The 19,923-nt window shown below is 60.7% G+C and carries 12 protein-coding genes; 2 read left to right on the forward strand and 10 right to left on the reverse strand.

Features of this window, described 5'->3' with window-relative positions:
- The first annotated feature begins 46 nt into the window (after positions 1-46).
- Complete coding sequence (locus BLU48_RS23305; protein WP_231988995.1) at positions 47-3,061, forward strand: Mur ligase family protein; 3,015 nt, start codon at positions 47-49, stop codon at positions 3,059-3,061.
- On the opposite strand, the gene BLU48_RS23310 is transcribed toward BLU48_RS23305, so the two are convergent.
- The 7 genes from BLU48_RS23310 to BLU48_RS23345 all read right to left on the reverse strand — a co-directional run bounded on the left by BLU48_RS23310 (position 3,058) and on the right by BLU48_RS23345 (position 16,307).
- The gene (locus tag BLU48_RS23310) at positions 3,058-3,954 is read right to left on the reverse strand and encodes an alpha/beta hydrolase family protein (RefSeq protein WP_231988996.1); all 897 of its coding nucleotides are present in this window, start codon (positions 3,952-3,954) and stop codon (positions 3,058-3,060) included. The two genes, BLU48_RS23305 and BLU48_RS23310, sit on opposite strands and share 4 nt — an antisense overlap.
- A gap of 9 nt (positions 3,955-3,963) precedes the next feature.
- Positions 3,964-5,130 (reverse strand): HlyD family efflux transporter periplasmic adaptor subunit, encoded by a 1,167-nt coding sequence (locus tag BLU48_RS23315; RefSeq protein ID WP_057025193.1) that lies wholly within the window; start codon positions 5,128-5,130, stop codon positions 3,964-3,966.
- Positions 5,131-5,180: 50 nt separating this feature from the next.
- Positions 5,181-7,364 carry a type I secretion system permease/ATPase gene (locus tag BLU48_RS23320; protein ID WP_057025152.1) on the reverse strand — a complete coding sequence of 728 codons (2,184 nt, stop codon included), beginning with the start codon at positions 7,362-7,364 and terminating at the stop codon, positions 5,181-5,183.
- Positions 7,361-8,758 (reverse strand): TolC family outer membrane protein, encoded by a 1,398-nt coding sequence (locus BLU48_RS23325; protein WP_057025151.1) that lies wholly within the window; start codon positions 8,756-8,758, stop codon positions 7,361-7,363. The genes BLU48_RS23320 and BLU48_RS23325 overlap by 4 nt, the downstream gene beginning before the upstream one ends.
- A gap of 186 nt (positions 8,759-8,944) precedes the next feature.
- The gene (locus tag BLU48_RS32130) at positions 8,945-12,961 is read right to left on the reverse strand and encodes a BapA/Bap/LapF family large adhesin (RefSeq protein WP_197678338.1); all 4,017 of its coding nucleotides are present in this window, start codon (positions 12,959-12,961) and stop codon (positions 8,945-8,947) included.
- Between the two features lie 925 nt (positions 12,962-13,886).
- Complete coding sequence (mmsB, locus tag BLU48_RS23340) at positions 13,887-14,774, reverse strand: 3-hydroxyisobutyrate dehydrogenase (protein ID WP_057025150.1); 888 nt, start codon at positions 14,772-14,774, stop codon at positions 13,887-13,889.
- A gap of 15 nt (positions 14,775-14,789) precedes the next feature.
- Positions 14,790-16,307: a CoA-acylating methylmalonate-semialdehyde dehydrogenase gene (locus BLU48_RS23345; protein ID WP_057025149.1), complete on the reverse strand. Its 1,518-nt coding sequence runs from the start codon at positions 16,305-16,307 to the stop codon at positions 14,790-14,792.
- 133 nt (positions 16,308-16,440) lie between these two features.
- Here BLU48_RS23345 and BLU48_RS23350 point away from each other — a divergent pair, with 133 nt between their 5' ends.
- Entirely contained in the window at positions 16,441-17,388 is a 948-nt protein-coding gene (locus BLU48_RS23350; RefSeq protein ID WP_057025148.1) for a LysR family transcriptional regulator, read from the forward strand.
- A 159-nt stretch (positions 17,389-17,547) separates the two neighbouring features.
- On the opposite strand, the gene BLU48_RS23355 is transcribed toward BLU48_RS23350, so the two are convergent.
- From BLU48_RS23355 to BLU48_RS23365, 3 genes are read right to left on the reverse strand one after another with little or no spacing between them, the layout of a single operon-like run.
- Positions 17,548-18,039: an outer membrane lipoprotein YfiB gene (locus BLU48_RS23355; protein WP_057025147.1), complete on the reverse strand. Its 492-nt coding sequence runs from the start codon at positions 18,037-18,039 to the stop codon at positions 17,548-17,550.
- Positions 18,040-18,044: 5 nt separating this feature from the next.
- Positions 18,045-19,307 (reverse strand): diguanylate cyclase DgcN/YfiN, encoded by a 1,263-nt coding sequence (locus BLU48_RS23360; protein WP_057025146.1) that lies wholly within the window; start codon positions 19,305-19,307, stop codon positions 18,045-18,047.
- Positions 19,304-19,870 (reverse strand): regulatory sequestration protein YfiR, encoded by a 567-nt coding sequence (locus tag BLU48_RS23365; RefSeq protein WP_057025145.1) that lies wholly within the window; start codon positions 19,868-19,870, stop codon positions 19,304-19,306. Before BLU48_RS23365 ends, BLU48_RS23360 begins: the two co-directional genes overlap by 4 nt.
- Positions 19,871-19,923 lie beyond the last annotated feature (53 nt).

The raw sequence follows: 19,923 nt of genomic DNA on the forward strand, positions 1-19,923 counted from the left end.
ATTTTTTTCAATAAGTGATAGCGCCCACCGTGCGGTGGTTTTTCATATGACGGCTGATAACTTCGAAACTGCGTGGCAATTGGGCGAACTTGAACTGCAACGTCGCTACGCCCAGGCTGTTTGCCAGCGTACGAATGAAACCGATCGTTCGTGGATCCGTGTCGAACGTGCATTCAACGTGACGCCAATAACCTGGGACAAGTTATGTGAGCGTCTCAAGCGTCATAAGCGCAACTATTTCAGGCACGGCCTGGCGTTTGATGCGGATATGCAGCTGGCAATCACCGAACAGGAATTGAATGCCAATGCCATCCTGTACGGCGGCAGCAATATTGCCCACGCGACCTTCAACGCGAATAACTTCGCCATCTATGCCAAGCGACGGTTCAACGGCTCGCAGGCCGCTGCCGTCATCGCAGGGCTTACCCCCGAAACTCGTGTATTTACCTTCAACACAACCGGTGTGTTCTGCGCCGAAGATGGCATTGCCCACGCCCTGAACAGCAGCGGGCCGCAAAGCGGCTGGCGTGCACTGGGAGCGCTCGCGCCTGATGACATTCGGGCCTGTATAAACAGCGCATCCAGCTACCTGAGCACACAAGTGCAAGACAGCGGGCAGTTTATCTATGGCTATTTCCCCTGCTTTGACCGAACCATCAAAAACTACAACACGCTGCGTCACGCGAGCACCACTTACTCGATGATCGAGGCCTGGGCGCTGACCGGCGATAAACCGCTGAAAGCGGCTATCGAACGTTCACTGGCTCACCTCACTGAGGTGCTGATCAGGCCCTCTTTGCTGCCCGATGGCAGCGTGGCGGCATTTCTTATCGACACCGACAACGAAATCAAGCTGGGCGGCAATGCGGTGTGCCTGCTGGCGCTGGTCAAGTACAGCGAAGTCACCGGCACTCGCCGTTATCTGCCGCTGCTCGAAGCCCTCGCCAACGGCATGGCCTGGATGCAGGATTCCGCCAGCGGGGCGTTCGTGCACGTATTGCATGCCCAGGACCTGAGCGTCAAAGAGCCCTTTAGAATTATCTATTACGATGGCGAAGCCGCGTTTGGGCTGATCCGCCTCCATGGGCTGACCGGCAACGAACGCTGGCTGACCATGGTGGAAAAAGCCTTCGATTATTTCATCGAGAAAGAGCATTGGCGCGAGCATGACCACTGGCTCAGCTACTGCGTGAACGAGTTGACGCGCTACCGGCCTGACGAAAAATATTTCCGCTTCGGCCTGAACAACGTCGCCGGCTACCTGGGGTTCGTGCAACAACGCATCACCACCTTTCCTACGTTACTGGAACTGATGATGGCAGCACAGCAGATGCTGACGCGCATCGCCCAGCAACCGCAACTGCGCCACCTGCTTGAAGAGATCGATCTGCACGCGTTCTATGGCGCTTTGCATCATCGCGCACGCTACCTGCTCAATGGCTACTTCTGGCCGGAACTGGCGATGTATTTTGCCAACCCCGCGCGCATCGCCGGAGCATTCTTTATCCGTCATCACGCGTTCAGGGTGCGGATCGACGATGTAGAGCATTATCTTTCCGGGCTGATCGCTTACCATCGTTACCTGCTCGATGGCGCGCCCCAGGTCAGTTTGGCCCAGGACGCAACCGGCATGGATCGGACCTGGGACGCTCGTACCCTGGCCCAGGTGACCCAGGGCACTTGGGCAATCCCACCGCCGTCCGACTGGTGTGCAACAGGGCTGACGCCCTCCATGCAGTTCTTCAAGCCGCAACGCATCCTGAGTCGCCATCCCAGCCGGGTCGGCCCCAATGAAGCGCAATCGGCGCAACGCTGGGCCCAAGCCCGGCCCGAACGTCGGCCGTCAGCCTTCATGTGTGTGGACCCGACTCCCTATCTGGGCAGCGGGCTGCCGGTATTGCAAGTGGCCGACACCAGCGAAGCCATGTTGCAGATGGGCCGCCACGCCCGGCAGCACTTCAGTGGAACAGTGTTTGGCGTGACCGGCAGTTTCGGCAAGACCACCGTCGTGGCAATGCTCGCCCAGGCATTGAAACACTGGGGCGAAGTGGGCCAGACCGAAGCCAATGCCAACCTGCCCCATGGCATTGCCTGGAACCTGGCGAGCATGACCGCCCCGGCCAAATTCTGGGTACTGGAAATGGCCGTCGGGCGCATGCCGATCAACTCGACGCTGGTTCGCCCGCAGATTGCAATAGTCACCGGAATCGCACCAGCGCACTTGGAATATCACGGGACCCTGGAAAACCTGGCGCGCAAAAAAAGCGCGATCTTCAGCGCCATGGCACCGGGTGGCCATGCGGTACTCTGTCGCGATATGCCTTACTACGAGCTGTTCGCCGAAGCGGCCAGGGTCGCCCGGCTGCACGTGATCAGCTTTGGCGAACACCCCGAAGCGGACCTGCGCTTGCTGGATTGGAGCAGCGAGGACACGCAGATAACCGTCAACGCACTCATCGCCGGGCAACCGTTGAAGTTCAGCCTGCAGGCACGCGGCAGGCATATGGCGCTCAACGCGTTGGCGGTGCTGGCTGCGCTGTCTGCGGGCGGGCTGGCGGCCCAGCAGGCGTTGGAAATGCTGGAAGCCTTCATGCCGGTAGAAGGCCGCGGCAATGTCCTGACTGTCGCCTGCACAGGAGGTCATTTCCAACTGATCAACGATGCCTACAACGCCAACCCGGGCTCGATGAATGCCGCCCTGCGCGCCATGACCGACGTGCCTGCCCTGCCTCACCAGCGCGTGCTGGTGCTGGGGGATATGCTCGAACTCGGTGCCGACGCCCAACGTTATCACCTGGAGATGGCCGATTCCTTACGGGCCGTGGCGCCACGGCAGGTGCTGCTGTGCGGGCCGTTGATGCACGCGTTGTACCTGTCCCTGCGTGATGAGCTACCTGTGCAATGGTTCGAGAATGCCAAGGCGCTGACCCAGGCACTGGCGAACGACCCCGACCAGTGGTTTCAGCCCGGCGATTGGGTCATGGTGAAAAGCTCGGGCGGGACGGGCTTGTCACACCTGTGTGATGGCTTGACCTCTCGCCAGCCGGCGCTGCAGGCCTAGCCTGCGCACTGCGCCGCAGTCTTCAACCCGATGTCATGGCGCAGTTGGTGAAAGGTCGTGGGCACGCCTTGCGCCCTGATCAAATGAGCCTGGTGCCCGGCACGCATCAGCGCCTGGAAAAAAGCCTTCTGCAAGGCAAACGGTGCGATTTGATCGCCCGTGCTGCCAATCACGTACAGCTGGCGTGTCGGCGCGGCGGCAATGCCAGCGATGTGCTGGGCCGGGTCATAGGGATGCAGCAATCCATTGGTGTCACGCCCCGGCCTTGAAGGCAGGCCCTTGCTCTGGCGGATCATTTGCGCCCGCTGCACCAGCGAGAAAGCCCCGGAGGTCATCACCGCGCATTTCACGTCGGTGCGGCCCAGCGTCAATAGCGCGGCAGCAACCGTAGCGCCGCCGCTGTGCCCGAGCAACACGAACTGGCCAATACCATAGCGCTCGCGCAACTGATCCAGCGCCCCATTGAGCGCAATGAATTCCTGCGCCTGACGCCGTTGCCCATGGTCACCGCTGGAGCCGTAGGTACCTGGGCGCGCCACGATCACCAAGGGCACACCGACGCGTTTGGTCAGCGCCCTGGCCTGGTTCACTTTGGCGGCCAAAGTATTGCCGGCAATCGCCTGCGGCGCGCGATTCATTTCGGTCGTGCGATCACCGTGAAACATCACAATGACCACGGGCGCATGCTCAAGGGCGCCGCCAGCGAAGTAACGAATGCACGCCTCGGCTCGGCCAGCCTCGACCCACAGCGCCGAGCCCGGCTCAGTGCAGGTGGCACGGTCGGCAGGCGTATTCCAGCGCAGCGGCGTCGTGGCGTCATTGAACGCCTGCGCCCAGGACGCACAGACCATCGTCAGTCCGAATAGTACACAGGTGCCGAACGTTCTACCCACCTTGCCTCCCTAGCGTTCTCGCAACGCTTCGCGTGCCCGGTTCATTGGTTTGATCAGGTAGTCGAGCACGGTTTTCCGGCCGGTCTTGATGTCCACCGACGCGATCATGCCCGGCACGATCGAGAACGACTTGCCGGCTTTGTTTTTCAAGGTGTCGGCATCCGTGCGAATGAACACCCGGTAGTAAAAAACTTCCGGTTTGACTTCGTCCTGGATGGTATCCGGAGAAATGGTCACCACCTTGCCGTCCATTCCGCCGTAAATGGCATAGTCATAGGCCGTGATCTTGACCTTGGCCACCTGGTCGGGATGGATGAAGGCAATGTCCCTCGGCGAGACGCGCGCTTCAATCAGCAGTTGTTCATCCAACGGCACAATCTGCATCAGCCGCCCGTTGGGAGGAATGATCCCGCCGATGGTGGTTACCTCAATGTCCTTGACGATACCGCGCACCGGCGAGCGCAACGTCAAGCGGGTGACCGAATCCGAACGCCCGCGCATCACCGACGACAGCGTCTGGACATCCGCGTTGACCTTGGCCAGGTCCTCACCGGCGCGCACCAGGTAATCGGAGCGCGCCTGGCTGAGCTTCAATTCCAGTTCGGCCTTCTGGCGCTTGAGGCGCAGCACCTCGACATTGCTGGCAGCCCCGACCTTGGCCAGGTTCTCGGTGATCTCCAGCTCGCTGCGCACCAGCCCCAGGGAAGAACGCACGCCGGCCAAGGATTCCTCCAGGCCTTTGCGCCGGGTGTTGAACAGATCGGTTTCAGCACTGATCAGTGCCGGATAACGTGCCAGCTCCGCTGGGAATGCCAACGGCTTGCCGTTCACTTCGGCCTGCAACCGAGCCACGCTGGCCAGGGACGCCCGGTACTTGGAGGCGCTTTCATCGAAGTTGGATTCAGTCTTGGTCGGATCGAGCTTGGCCAGGATCTGCCCCTGCTTGACGATATCACCCTCCCCCACATTCAGCTCGGTAACGATCCCGCCTTCCAGGGACTGGATGATTTGCTCGCGGGAGGTCGGAATGACCTTGCCGCTGCCGGTGGAAACCTCGTCCACTTCAAACACATAGGCCCAGGCGCCAAACACCAGAAGCATGACCGCCACCCACGCCACCACGCGTGTGGAGCGCAGCACTGTGCTGTCATCCACACCCTCGTGGGGGCGCCCGATTTGTTCGTCTTCACTGGCGAGCAGGGGGATTTTTTTCAGCGTATGGGTTTTCACTGGTTTTTCCCCTTGGGTTTGGATAGCCGCGCAATGGCGTTGTCCTTGCTGTCATCGACGATGATCCGGCCGTTGTCGACCACAATGATGCGGTTAACCAGGCTCAATACGCTCATGCGGTGGGTGGCGATAATCAGCGTGCGATGGGCGGCCCAGCGGTCCAGGTTCTGAATCAATTGGCGCTCGGTGGCTTCATCCAGGGACGCGGTGGGCTCGTCGAGCAGGACGATCTGCGGTTGGCGAATGATCAAGCGTGACAGCAGCAACGATTGGCGCTGGCCGCCAGAGAGGCCGAGGCCGCCTTCGAGGATCAGGTGATCCATGCCGTCGGCGAATTTGCCAATGAAGTCGGCGGCCCCAGTGAGGGCCAGGGCCTGGAGGATTTCCTGATCCGACGCATGGGGAGCCCCCATGATCAGGTTGTCGCGCAGGGTGCCGTGGAACAGACGCGAGTTTTGCGTCATCAGCCCCACATCCCGGCGCACGTCCGCCGGGTCGATATGGCTCAGGGCAACCCCATCCAGGCTGATACTGCCGCTCTTGAGATCGAGCATTCCGGCCAAGGCCTGCAACAAGGTCGATTTGCCCGCGCCGTTACGGCCGAGAATGGCGATACGCTCACCCGGCTGGATCTGCAGATCCGCCACCAACAACGCCGGCACCGGGGCTTCGTCGCAATACTGGAACGCCGCCTGATTGAGCACGTAATGACCGCGCACCACCGGTAAATGCACACGCTTGCTGTCTTCAGCGTGGTCCACCGGCAATTCCATGATGCGGTTCAAACTCTGCAGCGCCACCTTGGCCTGCTGCCAGCGTGTCAGTACCTGGGTGATCTGCGACATCGGCGCCATCATTCGCGAGGCCAGGATCGAGGCGGCCACCAGGCTACCCGTCGTCATATCGCTGGCCATGACCATGGGCGCACCGAACACCACGACCACGGCAAACACCGAGCCCTGTACGTTGTTGCTCCATGCCACCAATTTATTGGTGAGCAGCCGCAGCCGCAGGCTGGCATCGCCACAGGTGGCGTTGTAATGGTTCCATTGCTGCGAAAAGCGCTGCTCGGCTTGCAGGGCTTTGATGTCGTCAAGGCCTTGTACGGTTTCGACCAGCATTGCGCTGCGCAACGAGCCCTCACGCATCGACTCGGAGGCCAACGCCGCGAGTTTTTTCTGCGCCAGCAAGCCCGGCACCACCAGAAACAGTACGGCCACCAAGGGTACGGCGACCAACGGGCCGGCGATCAACCAGTAGATCACCAGGAACAGCAGAAAAAACGGAAGATCTGCCAGTGCTGTCGCCGTGCTCGAGGTGATCAGTTCACGCAGTTGCTCCAATTCCTTGAGCTGGGAAATGAACGAACCGGTGGACCTGGGCCGGGCGCTGTTACGCAGGCGGATGGCGTGACCGAACACCAGGTCCGAGACGCGCAGGTCGGCGCGTTTACCGAGCATGTCGGTAATGCGCACGCGGGTGATGCGCATGATGAAGTCGAAGATCAACGCCAGCATTACCCCGCCAAACAGCACATACAGGGTGGGCATGGATTCGGCGGGAATGACGCGGTCGTACACCTGCATGGAAAAGAGCACCCCGGCCAGGCCGAGCACGCTGGTGACCAGGGACGCAAGCATCACGTAGCCGTACGGCCGCAAGTCACGCAGCACGATGGAGGTAAACCAGTCCTTTTGATAGGGCTTGATGTAGCCGTCGACCCGAGTATCGCGCACCGCGCGCATTGGCCGCAGGATCACCGTCTTGCGTGCCTGCTCCAGCAATTCGCGGTGAGTGAGGCGACTTTGCAAACCGCCATCACCGCTGTAGGCGATGCCTACGCTGTCATCCTCACCGAGGATTTCCAGCACACCGACCTGGCCATCATCGAACTGCAACACCAGCGGCAACTGGCGTTGCATCAAGGTCGATGCGCAAAAGTCGCCGATCACACAATTCAACCCGGCCTGACGCGCCATACGCCGCACGACGTCTTCCACCGACGCACTGTCGCTCCATTGGGCTGCGAGACGCACGCTTTGCGCTGAACACTCCAGGCGGTAATGCCGGGCGACGCCAAGAATTGCCTCCAGCCATACCTCGTAATCAAACGTCGGCGGCGAGGTGTGGGGGGGCTGCACTGCACTCAAGTCGTCATCAAGTTTCACGGCTTCATTCATGGCCGAATCTCCACACCCTGCAGGGTGCTGTTGTCCAAATGGAACGCCGTGCGAAGCCCGCCCGTGTTGTAGAGGCAATCGATATTCAGGCGACGCAGGTCAGCCGCGGTGTTTTCCCGATCCATGCGCGCCTGGTGGATTTCCTGCTCGGCATTGAGCAAGTCGAGCAACGGCCGCGTACCCAGCTCGAGGTATTGCTGGCGATAAAGGTCACGGGTCTCGGAGATGCTGCGTTCACGAAAATCCAAGGTCGACAAGCGTTGCGACAAGCTCCCTATCTGGTCGCGGGCTTCCAGCAAACCCTGGCGCACGGCAAGCCGTGCAGCATCGTCGGCCGCCTCGGCCGCGCGCAGCGCCTGTTGCGCCGCGCTCTTGCGTGCGGTGATTGCGCCGCCCTGGTACAGCGGCATCTTTACGTTGAGAAACACGCCATAGCGGGTGCGATCGCGGCCGCCGGGCAGGTTGCTCTCATCGTTGTTGTCCAGGTAGTGGGTGATGGATGGGTCCAGCGAAACCGTGGGCAAGGCTTCGGCACGTGCCTGTGCAATCAGTGCCAAGGCATCGACCCGCTGGGCCTGGGCGATCAGCAATGTCGGCGTGACCGCTGCATCGGGCACCACGCCCACGCAGGACTGTTCCAGGCTGGCCGGAAAACCGCTGGTCACATTCACCGGTGACTGTGCACCAAGCAAACTGCTCAAGGTGCTGCGCCAGCGATTGAATTGCGCGGTGAATTGCATCTGGGTCGCCATTGACGCCTCGACCCGCGAACGGGCCTGGATCAGATCGGAGCGAGTGCTGGCGCCCATGTCACTGCGTTTTTTGGCCAATTCGGCAATCGCCGAAATACCTTCGATCTGCTCACGTGCCACGGTTACCAACCGTTGCGAGCGTTGCAGTTCGATCATCGCAAACGAGGTGTCGCGGGCCACCTGATCAATCGACAGCAAGATGGCCGCCTGGCTGGCGCTGACCCGCGCCAGTGCGCTGTCCACTGAGCTGGAAACCTTGCCGAAGTCATAGAGCATCTGCGACGCCGACAAGGAAAACGCTCGGCTTTGGCCATTGCCACTCAAGCCGCTGTCATAGCCCGAATTGAAGCCACCACTGACTTGCGGGTAGTACCCGGAACGGGCGATGTTCACGTTCTCGTTTTGTTGGTACAGCTGGCCGATCGCCTCGGCAATCGCCGGGTGCCACTCCACGGCCAACTGAATGGCCCGCATGAGGTCGAGGTTGCTCGGTATAGTGCGTTGGGGTGCCACCGGTGCGCTGACGCCCGTTGGCCCTCCCGGTAAATTCGTGCCCAGGTTGCTGGGGCTGATGATGTTGACGGGTTCTTCATCGTCGAAAAGCGACGTGGCCGTGACCGGGTCAATCCCTGGCGCGATCATTGCGACTGCCAGAACCGTGGCAGACAGTTGGTTGGCCAAACTCTTATGCCTCACTGCAAGTCACCTGACTATTGTCAAACCGGATGGGGATAACAACGGACCGTGACTGGCATCAGTCACGCTCCATCGCTGCACTATCGTTGGTGAGGAAAACCGGGCCTTGCGGCCCGGTCATCGGGGTTGGCGTTACACCACATTGATGCCGCTTTGTACCCACAGCTGATGGGCCTGATCTTCCGGGCTGGTGTAGATCACGTACTCCAGACCGTTCTCTACTTGCGTCACACCGCCAGTCCAGTCGCCTGTCAGGTGCACGCTGTCCTGATCATCGCCCTGGATCATCAAGCGCTCCGACTCAGGCCCAGTGATGGACACCAGGTCTTCCAGGCTCAACGTCAGGTCTACCGCGCTGACGTCGTTCAGGTCGATACTGTGCACATCGCTGACTTTGCCAATCAGGTCGGTGAGGTTAATGGCGGCATCCCCCCCTTCCCACAGCAACCCATTTGCACCCGCGCCGGCATCGACATGGGTGAAGTCGGTGTCATCGATCGCCACGGCATCGTGGTGCTCAGCATCGACGTTGGCGTCGTCATCCGCAGTCTGTTCCGCCGCACCCAGGGTGGCGGCAATGCCGGCGCCCTCAGTGGCAGGCGCACCCGGGTTGGCGTCGTCCCAGACCAAGTCACGGTCTGGCGAGTCGATGCGGATGTACACGTCTGCGGTCTCTTCCTGCCCCGTCGGCGTGGTGAGTTTGTAGGTGAATTTATCCACCTGGCCAATCTCGTCCAGCGTCAGGCCGGCATCCGGCGTATAGACGTATTTACCATCGGCAAAGACGGTCAACGTGCCGTGTTCACCGACGATTTTCGCCCCCGTCTGCCCAGGCACCACATAAGCCCCGGCTACCAGCACGCTCAACACCGTCAATGGCGAGCCGAGCACATCCGGCCCGGCCAGGCTGCCAGCCAACAGGTCGCCTGTGGCGTTGGTCATTTCACCTGCCACAAATTGCGTGGTGAAGGTAGTGGTCAACGTCTGAGCCACCGTGATGGTCGACAATGACAGCACCGAGCCTGTGGATGCGGTCACCCGATACGAACCGGCATCCAGCCCGGTGAACGTATGCGACGACTGGGTGGTGGTCTGTTGCGTTTCCCATACACCTGCAATCAGCTTTTGCAGATTGACGGTCGTGGATGGCAGCAGGGTCAAGCCGGAAGCACTGACATCGACTTTCAATGCAGCAACAGAGTCGGCAGCCACCACTATGACTTCGCCCGTGCCCGTTCCCGTGCCGATCGCCGGTAGGTTGTAGGTCAAGGCCGGCGCGTTGGCCTCAGTCACCAGGTTGACGATCGCAATCTGCGCCGAGCCCAGGTCATCGTTCGCAACCGTGTTGACCGTCCCTGGAGCCGATGGGTCTGTAGCGTTCCAGGTCACGTCGACACTTGGGCTGTCGATGCGCACATACAAGGTGGCGGCGGCAGAACCACCGGCACCGTTGACCAAGTGGTATTCGAAGGCATCCACTTTGCCGATGTTGGCGACATCGCCGTTCGGGGTGTACTTGTAGTCACCATTGGCAAAAATAGTCAGTTGACCATATTGGCCTTGCAGCACCGTGCCGGTGGTGGCGTCTGCATCGACGAACTCACCGCCGACCTCGACCTGCACCTTGACGGGCCCACCGTTGCCCGGCACATCCGGGGTACCTCCAACGCCAGGATCAGTGATGACGTTGCCGGACACCTCGGGACCGGCTTCGCCAGTGAACTCGGTCAGGCTGTCGTTGGTGACGCTCAATACAGCCGTCGCACCCGCGCCGATGCTGACCAGGTTCGGATCCAGCTTGAGCGTGAAGCGGTATTGCCCGGCCTGCAGCCCTTCGATCTCGGCAGTGGTGCTTTGACCGAACAGGCCCAACAGATCCAGCAAGCCCGAACCGTTACTGCCCTGCTGAACCGGCAACCAGCCACCCGCACCGTCGCTCACCTCCAGAGCCGCGGTGAACCCGCCCCCTAGCAGCGAAACCAGATCGGCCTGGGCAAACTGCAGGTTCAGAGTGCCACTGGAGCCTTCGGCAACGGAGAACTCCTGCACCTTGGTGTGATCGCCCAGGATGATCCCGCCCACACCCAGCAGGGTGAAGACACGCATATCAGCCAGGCCGGTGTTGGAGGTGACGGGTTTGATGGTCACTTCGCTTGTGGCGAGATCGTCGAAGGCTTCCAGGTCGGCATCCGCATCGGCGTCGGCGTCGGCGTCGGCGTCGGCGTCGGCATCAGCATCAGCATCAGCGTCGGCGTCGGCGTCCGCATCCGCATCCGCATCCGCGTCGGCATCGGCATCGGCATCGGCGTCAGCATCGGCATCGGCATCGGCATCGGCGTCCGCATCAGCGTCGGCATCGGCATCGGCGTCAGCATCGGCATCGGCATCGGCATCGGCATCAGCATCAGCATCAGCATCAGCATCGGCGTCGGCATCGGCATCGGCATCGGCATCGGCATCGGCATCGGCGTCAGCATCCGCATCAGCGTCGGCATCAGCGTCGGCATCGGCATCGGCATCGGCGTCAGCATCGGCATCCGCATCCGCATCCGCATCCGCATCAGCGTCGGCATCGGCATCGGCATCGGCATCGGCATCCGCATCAGCGTCAGCATCGGCATCCGCATCCGCATCCGCATCCGCATCCGCATCCGCATCCGCATCAGCGTCGGCATCGGCATCGGCATCGGCATCCGCATCCGCATCCGCATCAGCGTCGGCATCGGCATCGGCATCGGCATCCGCATCCGCATCCGCATCAGCGTCGGCATCCGCATCCGCATCTGCATCCGCATCAGCGTCGGCATCCGCATCCGCATCCGCATCCGCATCAGCGTCGGCATCCGCATCCGCATCCGCATCAGCGTCGGCATCAGCGTCGGCATCGGCGTCAGCGTCAGCGTCAGCGTCAGCATCGGTATCATCGATATCAACGGCGACCAAGTTAGTCGGTACAGACTCATTACCCGCGGCGTCCTTCAAGGTGACGGCGAGTGTTTCGCCGTTGACCTGAGGCGTGTTCAGGGTGACTTGAAAGGTGCCGTCATCCCCCACCGTCCCAGTGCCGATGACATTGCCATCGATACCCTTGACGGTCACGGTGGTATTGGGCTCGCCTTTACCACTGATCGTTGCGCCGTCGGCGCTTAGCGCCAGATCGGACGGGGCGGAAGGTGCAGTTGTGTCACCCGCCACCACAGGGCTGGCAGGTGATACGTTGCCGGCAGCGTCCTTGAGTACGACGCTCAGTGTTTCGCCATTAGTCTGTGGCGTGTCCAGCGTGACCTGGAAGCTGCCGTCGGCCCCCACTTTGCCGGTACCTATCACATTACCGTTGGCGTCGCTGATGGTAACGGTGGCGTTGGGTTCGCCTCTGCCGCTGACGATAGAGCCATCGGGACTGACCTGCAGCTCTGAAGCAGCAGCAGGCCCCGTGGTGTCACCAGCGACGACGGTCGCAGGCGGCGAAACCTGGCCCGCAGCGTCTTTGAGGGTGACCTGCAGTGTTTCACCATTGGTCTGTGGCGTGCCCAGGTTGACCTGGAAATTGCCGTCTGCACCGACAGTGCTCGTGCCGAGCACATTACCCGCAGCATCTTTGACGGTCACCGTCGTACCGCCCTGGCCCTTACCGGTGAGTAGGGTGCCCGCACCGTTGACGGCCAGGCCGCTCGCGGCCCCTGGAGCGGCGGGTGGTGAATCGTGATGACCACCGCCTCCGCCGCCGCCGCTCATTGCCGCAGCGGCGCCACCCACGGCAAGTATCCCCAGCCCCCACAGCACCCAACTCGGGATGGAACTGTCCGCGGCGATGGCTGCGACACCCAGGTCATCGAGGGTCGAAATTTCAGTGAAGGTGAAGCCCGAATAGGGTGTGGAGTAGTTGCCGAGCAACAATGTACCGTCTGCACTTTCCAGAACCAGTTGGTTCGTCGCACCGTCAGCGCCCACCACAAAAAAGTTCTGGACCGTAACGGTCTCACCTGACTTCAACGTGACTACCAGATTCTGCCCGGACTGTTGAAACGACTGAACGCTTTCAGGCCCGAAGGGCAACTTTACAATGCTGGTGCCTTTGAGACTGGTATTTCCAAAGGCATGTTCCGTTGCCGTCCCAGTCGCCTTGTCGACAATTGTTATGTTTTTCATCTCTCACCCGTTCTATTTATGGACACACAAAGCTCAGCGCGAGCGAATACCCGCGGCGGTGATTACCGCCGAGCGCTAAATTTGTTTTCGCGTTATTAGTGAATTGCCCAGAATAAGTGGCGATCAACCCACGCCCGTTTCTTCACGCAGTCGCGAGTTGATGGGCTCAGACTCGCCGCTCACTGGCGCCAATTGATGTGGCTGGTTCGCAAGTTCAGAGGGCGCTGCTACAGGCAACAAGTGGCTGCGCCCGCAAGCCCATAACTCAAGCAATCTGGAGAGATGGAGGGCCGTAAGGCTGGCCTTCTCGAGTTCCCGGCTGGTTTGGGTCGAAGCAGTCGACCGTGCGGAAAAACTCGCTGTTCGCTTCCTTTCGCTAGCCATTTCTTAGGCACCTGCACAACTGGAAAAAGTACAACGCTTCGGTAAAAACTGCGCAGGCACACCCACATGACAACACCCGCCAACCCGATACTAGCGAGGCAATTGCCGACATCAAAGGGAAAACTAAACCGGTGCGAAGCAGGTCTATTTAGTGATCAGATTTGTCACACACATGAGACGCATCAGTTATGTTTGCATTATCACAACATGATAATTAAGCACTCTCCACATGCATTCCACATGATGAATTGATGATCAAAAAGCAGCGAAAACATACCAAGCCTCTTAAGTTGTAATAATTTATTTCAAGGTGACACACACACAAAACAAGCTCATGCGAACCAGTTAGTCCATTAGTAATAAAACGCCTATAGCTGCAGAGCTCGCGTAATGCGAGGCAGCAAAAATCATTGATCAGAACGGGGATGGGTATTAAGAGGAGACATCGAGGGGTTGGCGCGGGAAGTGCTTGAAGTGAAGCGAACGCAGATGCACGTCAACATCCGAGAACCCACCCGAAGGGGGCTCTCGGAACATACCTTTATTGAGGTTTGCGATAACTATTGATGATGGCCGAGAAGTCTTTACCGCCCTCCCCGCGCTGACTCATCGACTGGTACAACTGCTGGGCTACTGCACCGAGGATCACCGGCTGATGCGCCTGGCGCGCAGCCTCAGTGGCCAGGCCCAGATCCTTGAGCATCAGATCGGCACCAAAACCACCGGTGTAACCACGCGATGACGGCGCGGTCTCGATCACGCCGGGCCAGGGGTTATAGGTATCGGAACTCCAGCAGCGCCCGGTGGAGCTGTTGATGATGCCGGCCAGTACTTGAGTGTCAATACCGAGTGCATCTCCCAGGGCCATGGCTTCACTGACGCCGACCATGCTAATACCCAGCAGCAGGTTGTTGCAGATCTTGGCGATTTGCCCGGTGCCGACATCACCGCAGTGCACGATATTGCGGCCCATCTGCGCCAATACCGGCTGAAGGGTGGCGAACAGTTCCGGGTTGGCGCCGACCATGAAGGTCAACGTCCCGGCTTGCGCGCCGCCAGTGCCGCCGGAAACCGGTGCATCGGCCACGGCCACGCCCTGTTTCGCCGCCGCTGCCGCTACATCACGGATGGTCTGCGGGTCGATGGTGCTGCAATCCACCGCTGGCACGCCTTTGCCGATGCCTGCCAGCACGCCGTCTTCATTGAGCCAGACGCTGCGCACGTGGGCGGCGGCCGGCAGCATGGTAATCACCAGTTCCGCGCCTTGGGCCGCGTCACGGGGCGAGCTGCTGATGGTGCCGCCCAATTCGGCGAGTTCCTTGAGTACCGCCTGGTTCAGGTCGAACAGCTTAAGCGCGTGCCCAGCCTTGATCAAGTTACGGGCCATGGGCGCGCCCATGTTGCCCAGGCCGATAAATGCAATCTTCATGGTCGTCTCCCAGGTTCAGCGCAGGTTGATGGTGGTGTTGACGCCATCGTTGACGGTGTCGTCATCGAACCAGCGGCTGGTGACGGTTTTGGTCTGGGTGTAGAACTGCACCACTTGCTTGCCATACGGGCCGAGGTCGCCAAGCTTGGAGCCCCGGGAGCCGGTGAAGCTGAAAAACGGTACTGGCACCGGGATCGGGATATTGATACCGACCTGGCCCACATCGATTTCGCTTTGGAACTTGCGCGCCGCCGCACCGCTCTGGGTGAACAGGCCAGTGCCGTTGCCGAACGGGTTGGCATTGACCAGGGCGATGGCTTGATCGAGGGTGTCGACTTCCAGCACCACCAGCACCGGGCCGAAGATTTCCTCGGTGTAGATGCGCATGTCGGTGGTGACGCCCGAGAACAGGGTCGGACCGACAAAGTTACCTTGTTCGAAGCCCGGCACCTTGATATCGCGGCCATCCAGTTCCAGCTTGGCGCCTTCCTTCACGCCGCTTTCGATCAGCTCCAGGATGCGTGCCTTGGCGCGCTTGGAGATCACCGGGCCGACATCCGTACCGGCTTCGCTGCCGGCGTTGACCTTGAGCTTCTGCGCCAGGGCCTTGAGGTCCGGCAGCCACTGCTTGGCCGCGCCCACCAGCACCACCACCGAAGTGGCCATGCAACGCTGGCCCGCCGCGCCGAACCCGGCGCCGACGAGGGCATTGAGGGTGTGTTCGCGGTTGGCATCCGGCAGCACCACGGCGTGGTTCTTGGCGCCCATCATCGACTGCACACGCTTGCCATGTTTACCGGCCAGGTCATACACGTGGGTGCCCACGGCGGTCGAGCCGACGAAGGACACGGCCTTGATGTCTTTGTGGGTGCACAGTGCATCCACCACGTCCTTGCCGCCATGCACCACGTTGAGTACGCCGGCCGGTACACCGGCTTCCAGGGCCAGCTCCACCAGCAACATGGTCGACAGCGGGTCCTGCTCGGATGGCTTGAGGACGAAGGTGTTCCCACAGGCAATTGCCATCGGGAACATCCACAGCGGAATCATCGCCGGGAAATTGAATGGGGTGATGCCGGCGCACACGCCGATAGGCTGGCGCAGGGTGTAGGTATCCACACCACCGGCTACGTTCTCGGCGAACTCGCCCATTTGCAGGGTGCCGATGGAGCAGGCGTGCTCGACCACTTCCAGGCCACGGAAAATATCGCCTTCGGCATCGGCAATGGTCTTGCCCTGCTCAGCGCTGAGGACCACGGCGATACGCTTGGAATGTTCACGGATCAAGGCTTGTAGCTTGAGCATGATGCGCATGCGCGCGCCGATAGGCGTCAGCTTCCAGGTCTGGAAGGCGCGATGGGCGGCGTCGATGGCAGCGTTGACTTCATCGGCAGTAGCGAACGGGACTTTGGCCAGCACTTGCTGGGTGGCCGGGTTGACGATGTCTTGCCACTGCGTGGTCTTGGACTCGACCCACTCGCCGTTGATCAGCAACTTGACCTGTTGCACGGAAATATCGGCAGATGCGTTCATGTGGTCTCCAGAATCTTGTATTTATGCAGAGAACCAAGGCGTTGAATCGCCTTGAAGAATGAGGCGTTCGGACTGTTTTTGGAGTATAGATGTGCAAACTTCTAATAAGAACGCACATAAAAGCCGGTCCAATATGCAAAAAAACATCACCTCCCTGGGCTCCCTGAACTGGGATGACCTGAAGTTTTTCCTCGAAGTAGCCCGCACCCGCAAGGCCAGCGTGGCCGCCAAGCGTCTGGCAGTGGACTACACCACAGTGTCGCGGCGCATCAGCTCGTTGGAAGTGTCGCTCGGTACCCTGTTGTTTGAAAAATCCCGGACCAACGGCTTTGTCCTCACCACCGAGGGCCAGCGGCTGCTGGGCTACGCGGAGACCATCGAAAGCACCTTGCACATGGCCTGCGAACAAGTCTCCGGCTCCGGCGTGGCGCTGTCCGGCCACGTGCGCATGGGCTGCACCGAAGGCTTCGGTAGCTTCTTCGTCACCCCGCAATTGAGCCATTTCGTCGACACCTATCCTGCGATCTCAGTAGATATCCTGCCGCTGCCGCACTTCATCAGCCTGTCCAAGCGCGAAGCCGACATCGTCATCGCCCTGGAACGCCCGGAGCACGGGCCCTATGTGTGCTGCAAACTGTGCGACTACAAATTGCAGTTGTACGCGACCCAGGATTACCTCGACCAGCACCCGCCGATCCGCAAACCCGCGGATTTGGCCGAGCACCCGTTTATCAGTTATGTGGATGACCTGGCGTTCAGTTCGGAGTTGCTGTACTTGGCCAACGTCGTGCCAGGCGCCAGCGCCAGTTTGCGCAGTACCAGCGTGATCGCGCAGTACGTGGCGGCACAGCAAGGGCGGTCGATGGCGATATTGCCGTGTTTTTTGGCGGCGCAGGATCCGCGCCTGTTACCCGTGCTGGGCGAGCAGATTGCGATTACGCGGCAGTTCTGGATGTATTGCCGGGAGGATTTGCGCAAGTTGAAGCGGATTACGTTGTTGTGGGATTACATCAGGGAGGTGACGGAGCAGAATCAGGGGTTGTTGATGGGGGAGACGCGGGAGATGCGGTTTGCCGATTGAACACACCGCAAAACAAATGTGGGAGGGGCGGTGCGACGATTCGACTTGCTCCCGATGGCGGTGTGTCAGTCACTGAATGTGCTGACTGACACACCGCCATCGGGAGCAAGCCCCCTCCCACATTTTGAATGTATTTCAGGTTGAGGCGGGTGAATTGCCTTAGTCCGCGATCACCACGATCGATACCCGCCGATTCTCGGTTCGGCCTGCCGTTGTCGTATTCGATGCCACCGGCTCGCTGCTGCCCAGGCCGCGCAGTTGGACGTTCTCTTCTTTCATACCCACGCGGGTCAGCACGTTGCCCACGCTTTTGGCGCGGCGCAGGGACAGCGCCACGTTGTAGGGTTCTTTGCCGGAAGCGTCGGTGTGGCCGTCAACGCGCACGCGCTCGATGCCTGCGCCAACCAGGGCGCTGCCGATGCGCTCAACGATGTCGGTGCTGGGTTTGTTGAGGGCTTCAACGTCGCTGCCAAACAGCACTTTGCCAGACAGGCCGAAGGCCCAGCCCTCGTCGGTCAGCTCGAAGCCTTGTTGTTTGAGCACGGCGACTTGCGCCGGGGTCAGGCCCTTGGGCGGTGGCGTCTGGCAGCCGCTGAGGGCCAGGAAGGCAACGAGTAAAGAAATAAACAAAACGCGCGTGTTAGCGAACAAGGGAATCAACTCCTGTGTTGAACGTTGACGACGGGGCGTTCCGACTCCGCCGTTTGCTGGCCGCCCGAGGACAGTCGTTTGGCCTGGTACATCGCCGCATCGGCGGCGTTGAGCAAGGTGCCGGGAGTGGCGCCATGATCGGGATATATGGCAATGCCAATACTGAGGGAGGTCAATACCTGGGTGTCTCCAGGCAGTGGGATCGCCAAGTCCATGCTGGCAATGATCTTGTCGGCGATGCGCTGGGCGTCTTCGGCCTTGTGCAGGGGCGCCAGCAACACCGCAAATTCATCGCCCCCCAGGCGCGCCACCAGGTCATCCTCGCGCAGTTGCGCACGCACGCGATCGGCAACGGCTACCAGTACGGCATCGCCGGCGGCGTGGCCGAACCTGTCGTTGATGTCTTTGAAGCGGTCACTGTCGAGAAACAGCACCGCCACTTGCTCGTTGACCTTGGCTGCGCTGCGCAAGGCACGGATCAACCGGCCTTCGAAGAACGCGCGGTTGGGCAGGCCGGTGAGGCTGTCGTGGCTGGCTTGGTGAGCCAGGGTTTCGTTCTCGCTTTGCAAGTGGCTCTGCCAGGCTTCCATCTCGCCAAGCAAGGCGTTGAAGTCGCTGCCCAGGCTGTCGAGTTCGGCGATCTGCGCGGAGGGAACGCGGCGGTCGAAGTCGCGCTCGCTGCGGGCCGCGTGGGCCACGGCGGCCAGGCGTTGCAGTGGCACGGTGATGCCATTCAACAGACGCCTCGACAAGTGTAAGGCCACCCAGGCGCTGAGGGCGGTGCAGATCAGAATCCCGACCAGGCCGCTGAGCAAGAAGCGCAATAGACTGCCACCGTGGCCGACCAGGTGAATGCTGCCCACGGTTTGCCCTTGGCGCAGGATCGGTTGGCTGATGGGCTGTTCAAGCAGGGCGTGCGCTATTTGCAGCTCGACACGTGACAACATGCCGGTTTCCGGGCGTACCCATCGCGCCAGCAACTTGCCATTGATATCGAAAACTTCCGCCTGGGCCACTTCCTCGGTGGAAGCAATCAGACTCAGGGCTTCGGTGGCCGCCGCGCTGTCATTGAACACCACCGCCGCTTCCACGGTGTAATTGATGGAACGGGCGATCAGATGCAGGTTGTGCTCGGCGTAGACCCGTAGGGCAAGTACGCCGAGCAGGGTCAGGGACACACTGGCCAGGGTGACCGCCACCAGGGCCAGGATCATATGCCCACGGGCAATCACCGAGCGCAGGGTCGGCCGCACCTTAGTGCCGCTCATGACCCTGGCGCTCGACGGCGAGATAACTGCAACACGCTGGGGTGGATGCGCACGCCGCTGCGGGCGACGGAATCCAGGTTGACCTCGAACGATACTTGCTCATCGCTCACTCGCAGGCAGAACAGACTGCCCACCGTGCATTGGTCGCCGCCTTCGCTGATGCTGAGTACCGGGTGGCCAATCAGTGAGGTGAACAAGCGGCTGCGTTCGTCCGCGGTGAGCTTGCCGATGTAGACGGCGTCGCAGGCGTTGACGATGTCGGGATGATCGACCAGCAGGCGCCGCACCAGCACCGGACGGCCGGTAGCCTGGGTGGTGCCTTTGACCAGATCGTCTGTGTATTGGGTCGGCCCGACAACGCACAGCCGCAACTGCGCAGGCTCTACCGGCCATCGGGCGTAGCTGAGGATACCGAGCACCACTTGGGTAACCGCCTGGGCACGCTGCTCGGCAAGGCTTTGGGTCTGTGCCCATAGAGGCGTCACCAGCAGGCACAGAACCGCCACCAGTAACATGCGTCTCCAGCTCAAACTACGCTCAGTGGGCGAGCCAGCCACGTTCATGCAGCAATTCTCTCAGGTGTTTTTCCAAGGTGATGCCGCAACGATAGCACAGC

The sequence above is a fragment of the Pseudomonas synxantha genome, assembly GCF_900105675.1.
Classification (GTDB): domain Bacteria; phylum Pseudomonadota; class Gammaproteobacteria; order Pseudomonadales; family Pseudomonadaceae; genus Aquipseudomonas; species Aquipseudomonas synxantha.